At 61.7% G+C, this 5901-nt stretch carries 5 protein-coding genes; all 5 read left to right on the top strand.

Translation table 11 applies throughout. The features are described from left to right. A partial coding sequence (gene atpA, locus VGH68_RS27530) for a F0F1 ATP synthase subunit alpha (RefSeq protein ID WP_331606888.1) occupies positions 1–1501 on the top strand: 1501 nt, incomplete at its 5' end. Between the two features lie 138 nt (positions 1502–1639). After that, positions 1640–2524 (top strand): F0F1 ATP synthase subunit gamma, encoded by an 885-nt coding sequence (gene atpG, locus VGH68_RS27525; protein WP_331606887.1) that lies wholly within the window; start codon positions 1640–1642, stop codon positions 2522–2524. 99 nt (positions 2525–2623) lie between these two features. Next, positions 2624–4018 carry a F0F1 ATP synthase subunit beta gene (atpD, locus tag VGH68_RS27520; RefSeq protein ID WP_331606885.1) on the top strand — a complete coding sequence of 465 codons (1395 nt, stop codon included), beginning with the start codon at positions 2624–2626 and terminating at the stop codon, positions 4016–4018. A gap of 152 nt (positions 4019–4170) precedes the next feature. Further along, positions 4171–4596 (top strand): F0F1 ATP synthase subunit epsilon, encoded by a 426-nt coding sequence (locus VGH68_RS27515; protein WP_331606884.1) that lies wholly within the window; start codon positions 4171–4173, stop codon positions 4594–4596. Between the two features lie 232 nt (positions 4597–4828). After that, on the top strand, positions 4829–5901 hold a 1073-nt coding region (locus tag VGH68_RS27510; protein WP_331606883.1), incomplete at its 3' end, for an AMP-binding protein.

Here is a 5901-nt window from a genome sequence, read left to right as displayed (position 1 = left end):
CCGGATCCAGGGCCTTGAAGCGAGCGCAGACGTTCGCAACCAGGGCACCGTGATCTCCGTGACCGACGGTATCGTGCGTATCCACGGCCTGTCGGAAGTGATGCAGGGCGAAATGCTCGAATTCCCGGGCAACACCTTCGGTCTGGCACTGAACCTCGAGCGCGACTCGGTCGGCGCGGTGATTCTGGGTGAGTACCAACACATTTCGGAAGGCGACATCGTCAAGACGACGGGCCGCATTCTGGAAGTGCCGGTGGGTCCGGAACTGCTCGGCCGCGTGGTCGACGCACTCGGCAACCCGATCGACGGCAAGGGCCCGATCAACGCGAAGAAGGCCGACGCAATCGAAAAGATTGCTCCGGGCGTGATCTGGCGTAAGTCGGTTTCCGAACCGGTCCAGACCGGTCTGAAGTCGATCGACGCGATGGTGCCGGTTGGCCGTGGCCAGCGTGAGCTGATCATCGGCGACCGCCAGTGCGGCAAGACCGCAGTCGCAGTCGACGCGATCATCAACCAGAAGGGCAAGAACCTTTTCTGTATCTACGTCGCGATCGGCCAGAAGGCTTCGTCGATCATGAACGTGGTGCGCAAGCTGGAAGAAACCGGCGCGCTGGAATACACGATCGTCGTGGCCGCTTCGGCATCGGAATCGGCCGCGATGCAGTACCTCGCACCGTACGCCGGCTGCACGATGGGCGAATACTTCCGCGACCGCGGCCAGGACGCGCTGATCGTTTATGACGACTTGACCAAGCAAGCTTGGGCATACCGTCAGATCTCGCTGCTGCTGCGCCGCCCGCCGGGCCGCGAAGCCTCCCCGGGCGACGTGTTCTACCTGCACTCGCGTCTGCTGGAACGTGCCGCTCGCGTCTCGGAAGAGTACGTCGAGAAGTTCACCAACGGTGAAGTGAAGGGCAAGAGCGGTTCGCTGACGGCACTGCCGGTCATCGAAACGCAGGCAGGCGACGTCACCGCATTCGTCCCGACGAACGTGATCTCGATTACCGACGGCCAGATCTTCCTGGAAACCGACCTCTTCAACGCGGGTATTCGCCCCGCGATTAACGCCGGTGTGTCGGTGTCACGTGTGGGTGGCGCGGCTCAGACCAAGGTCGTGAAGAAGCTGTCGGGCGGTATCCGTACCGACCTCGCGCAGTACCGTGAACTCGCAGCATTCGCGCAGTTCGCCTCGGACCTCGACGAAGCGACCCGTAAGCAGCTGGAGCGCGGCCGCCGCGTGACGGAACTGCTGAAGCAGCCGCAGTATCAGCCGCTGCAAGTGTGGGAACTGGCTGTTTCGCTGTTCGCAGCGAACAACGGTTACCTCGACGACCTCGAAGTCGCTCAAGTCCTGCCGTTCGAGAAGGGTCTGCGCGAATCCCTGAAGACGAGCCATGCTGACCTGATCAAGCGCATCGAAGAAACCAAGGAACTCTCGAAGGACGACGAAGGCCTGCTGCATACGGCCGTCAAAGACTTCAAGAAGTCCGGCGCTTATTGATCCGCGAGTGATCCGCAAGGCATAAACGGACCTTGAAGCAGCGCGGGCCGCATCAGAGCGCCCAGCGCTGCTTCGATCGCTGTGCATGGGACCCAAGTAAGTGTTAAAGCGCTAACTCGGGCCGACAAGGAGCAAGCAATGGCTGGAATGAAGGAAATTCGCGGCAAGATCAAGAGCGTGCAAAACACGCGCAAGATCACGAAAGCGATGGAGATGGTGGCCGCCTCGAAGATGCGCCGCGCTCAGGAGCGCATGCGCGCTGCTCGCCCGTACGCCGACAAGGTCCGCGATATCGCTGCGCACATGAGCCGTGCGAACCCGGAGTATCGCCACCCGTTCATGGTGTCGAACGAAGGCGCGAAGGCGGCCGGCATCATCCTCGTTACGACCGACAAGGGTCTGTGCGGCGGAATGAACACCAACGTGCTGCGCGCATCGGTGCAGAAGTTCAAGGAACTGGAAGGGCGTGGCAAGACGATCGAGGCAACCGCGATCGGCAGCAAGGGCCTGGGCTTCCTGAACCGTCTGCGGGCGAAGGTCGTGTCGAATGTCGTGCATCTGGGCGATACGCCCCATCTGGAAAAGCTGATCGGCGCGGTAAAGGTCCAACTCGACCTGTTCTCGGAAGGCAAGATTTCGGCGGTGTACCTCGCGTACACGCGCTTCGTCAACACGATGAAGCAGGAGCCGGTGATCGAGCAGCTGTTGCCGCTGTCGGCGGAACAGTTCGAGCGCGCGGAAGAAGACGGCGCGACGCCGAGCACCCAGTGGGACTACATCTACGAGCCGGATGCACAAGCGGTGGTGGACGAACTGCTGGTGCGCTATGTCGAAGCGCTGGTCTATCAGGCCGTCGCGGAGAACATGGCATCGGAGCAGTCGGCCCGGATGGTGGCGATGAAGGCCGCTTCGGACAACGCGAAGACGGTCATCAACGATCTGCAGCTCGTGTACAACAAGAGCCGTCAGGCCGCGATCACGAAAGAACTGTCGGAAATCGTCGGTGGAGCGGCGGCAGTCTGACCCCGGTCAGCTGGTCGTTTCATGTGCGCCTGCGAGGCGCGCCCATCGAAGACCTGCGCCTTTGCGCGAGTGAAGAATTGAGTATCTAAAGGAAAAGCGATGAGTACAACTGCTTTGGTAGAAGGCAAGATCGTACAGTGCATCGGTGCGGTGATCGACGTGGAATTTCCGCGTGCATCCATGCCGAAAATTTACGACGCGCTCATTCTCGAAGGTTCGGAGTTGACGCTCGAAGTCCAGCAGCAGCTGGGCGACGGCGTGGTCCGTACCATCTGTCTGGGTGCTTCGGACGGTCTGCGCCGCGGTACGATCGTGCAGAACACCGGCAAGCCGATCAGCGTGCCGGTCGGCAAGCCGACCCTGGGCCGCATCATGGACGTGCTGGGCCGTCCGATCGACGAAGCTGGCCCGATCTCGAGCGACACGACGCGCTCGATCCACCAGAAGGCTCCGGCGTTCGACGAACTGTCGCCGTCGACCGAGCTGCTCGAAACCGGCATCAAGGTTATCGACCTGATCTGCCCGTTCGCGAAGGGCGGTAAGGTGGGTCTGTTCGGTGGCGCCGGCGTGGGCAAGACCGTGAACATGATGGAACTGATCAACAACATCGCGAAGGAACACGGTGGTTACTCCGTGTTCGCCGGTGTGGGCGAGCGTACCCGCGAAGGGAACGACTTCTATCATGAAATGAAGGACTCGAACGTTCTCGACAAGGTCGCGCTGGTGTACGGCCAGATGAACGAGCCGCCGGGCAACCGTCTGCGCGTCGCACTGACCGGCCTGACGATGGCTGAGCACTTCCGTGACGAAGGCCTCGACGTGCTGTTCTTCGTCGACAACATCTACCGTTTCACGCTGGCCGGTACCGAAGTGTCGGCACTGCTCGGCCGTATGCCGTCGGCAGTGGGCTATCAGCCGACGCTGGCTGAAGAAATGGGTAAGCTGCAAGAGCGTATTACGTCGACCAAGACGGGCTCGATTACGTCGGTGCAGGCCGTGTACGTCCCTGCGGACGACTTGACGGACCCGTCACCGGCTACGACCTTCGGCCACCTGGACGCAACCGTCGTGCTCTCGCGTGACATCGCTTCTCTGGGTATCTACCCGGCGGTGGACCCGCTCGATTCGACCTCGCGGCAGATCGACCCGAACGTGATCGGCGAAGAGCATTACTCGATCACGCGCGGCGTGCAGCAAACGCTGCAGCGCTACAAGGAATTGCGCGACATTATCGCGATTCTGGGTATGGACGAACTGGCGCCGGAAGACAAGCTCGCCGTGGCGCGCGCTCGTAAGATCCAGCGTTTCCTGTCGCAGCCGTTCCACGTCGCTGAAGTGTTCACGGGTTCGCCGGGCAAGTACGTGCCGCTGAAGGAAACCATCCGTGGCTTCAAGATGATCGTTGAAGGCGAGTGCGACCATCTGCCGGAACAGGCGTTCTACATGGTCGGCACGATCGACGAAGCCTTCGAAAAGGCCAAGAAGATCCAGTAAAGGTCGGGTGTAGGTAAAGGCGCGGCAGGTTTGTACCGGCTCAGTAGTAGGTCACTCGTAACTGTCCCGCCTCTCACTACGCTCAACCCAGCCTTGTATGGGACGAGAGTGAACGCTAAAGCGCTCGCTCTCGTCGACAGGAGTCGACACTTATGGCAACAATCAAGGTAGACGTCGTCAGCGCGGAAGAGCAGATCTTCTCGGGCCAGGCGAAGTTCGTCGCGCTACCGGGCGAAGCGGGTGAACTGGGCATTCTGCCGGGCCACACCCCGCTCATCACACGGATTCGTCCGGGTGCGGTGCGCATCGAAGCCGAAAACGGCGAAGAGGAGTTCGTGTTCGTCGCTGGCGGCATCCTCGAAATTCAGCCGGGGGCAGTGACGGTTCTCGCCGACACCGCGATCCGCGGCAAGGATCTCGACGAAGCGAAGGCTGAAGACGCACGCAAGCGTGCGGAAGAGGCGCTGCAGAACACGGGTTCGAACCTCGAGTACGCAACCGCGCAAGCGGAACTCGCGTACGCGACGGCCCAGCTCGCGGCAATCCAGCGTCTGCGCAAGCTACGCGGTCAGCAGTAAAGGCATATGCAGCAGAACAAAGCAGCCCTCGCGGCTGCTTTTTTTTGACATCAAGTTGACGTTTACGGAAACGTCGCCGCGATCCGTGGCATGACCGGACCGAAGAAGTAGCAATCGCTATCCGCGCGAATGCGCTGCGGGTAAGACTTGATGCCCGCCCGACTCATGCCAGTGCACAATCGATTTCAAACTCATTTCGATCGAGCGCGCTCGCGCTCACGGAGACGACACCATGGCAGCGCATATGTCGGGCGACGATGCACTCATCGAACCGAAGGACGGACTATCGTACGTTCGCGGTTCGACCGAAATTCCGTTGAGCGAAGCGACTGTGGGCGAGTTTCTGCGCGACACCGCGGCACGCTTCCCCGACCGGCCCGCCGTGATGTTCCGCGAGCAGCGCATCCGCTGGACGTGGACTGAGTTCGCGAACGAGGTGGACGTGCTCGCGTCCGGGCTGCTCGCGCTTGGTATCGGCAAAGGCGATCGCGTCGGCATCTGGTCGCCGAACCGCGTCGAGTGGCTGCTGACCCAGTTCGCGACCGCGCGCATCGGCGCGATCCTCGTCAACATCAATCCCGCCTACCGGCTGGCGGAACTCGAATACGCGCTTAACAAGGTCGGCTGCAACGCGATCATCGCCGCGGAGCGCTTCAAGACCTCGATGTACCTCGAGATGCTGCAGGAGCTCGCGCCCGAACTGGCGAGCCACGCGCCCGGTGAACTCCACGCCGCCAGGCTACCCGAATTGCGCTACGTGATCCGCATGTGCGACACAGAAGCGCCCGGCATGCTGAGCTTTTCGGATGTGATCGAACGTGGACGCGTGGCGCTTGACGTCGCGCGGCTTGACGCGATCGGCGCCACGCTGTCGTGCCACGAGCCGATCAACATCCAGTTCACGAGCGGCACGACGGGCAACCCGAAAGGCGCGACGCTGACGCACAGCAACGTTGTGAACAACGCGCGTTATATCGCGATGGCGATGCGGCTGAGCGAACGGGACGGCCTGTGCATTCCGGTGCCCTTGTACCACTGCTTCGGGATGGTGCTGTCGGTGCTCGCATGCGTGTCGGTCGGCGCGAACATGGTGTTCCCCGGCGAGGGCTTCGACCCGGCGGCGACGCTCGCCGCGACCGCGGAGGAACAATGCACCGGGCTGCACGGCGTACCGACGATGTTCATCGCCGAGCTCGAGCATCCAGATTTCGCGTCGTACGATTTGTCACGCCTGCGCACCGGCATCATGGCGGGCTCGCCATGCCCGATCGAAACGATGAAGAAGGTCGTCTCGAAGATGCATCT

The organism is Paraburkholderia sp. (assembly GCF_036488505.1).
Classification (GTDB): domain Bacteria; phylum Pseudomonadota; class Gammaproteobacteria; order Burkholderiales; family Burkholderiaceae; genus Paraburkholderia.
This window is presented reverse-complemented; position numbering and strand designations above follow the sequence as displayed.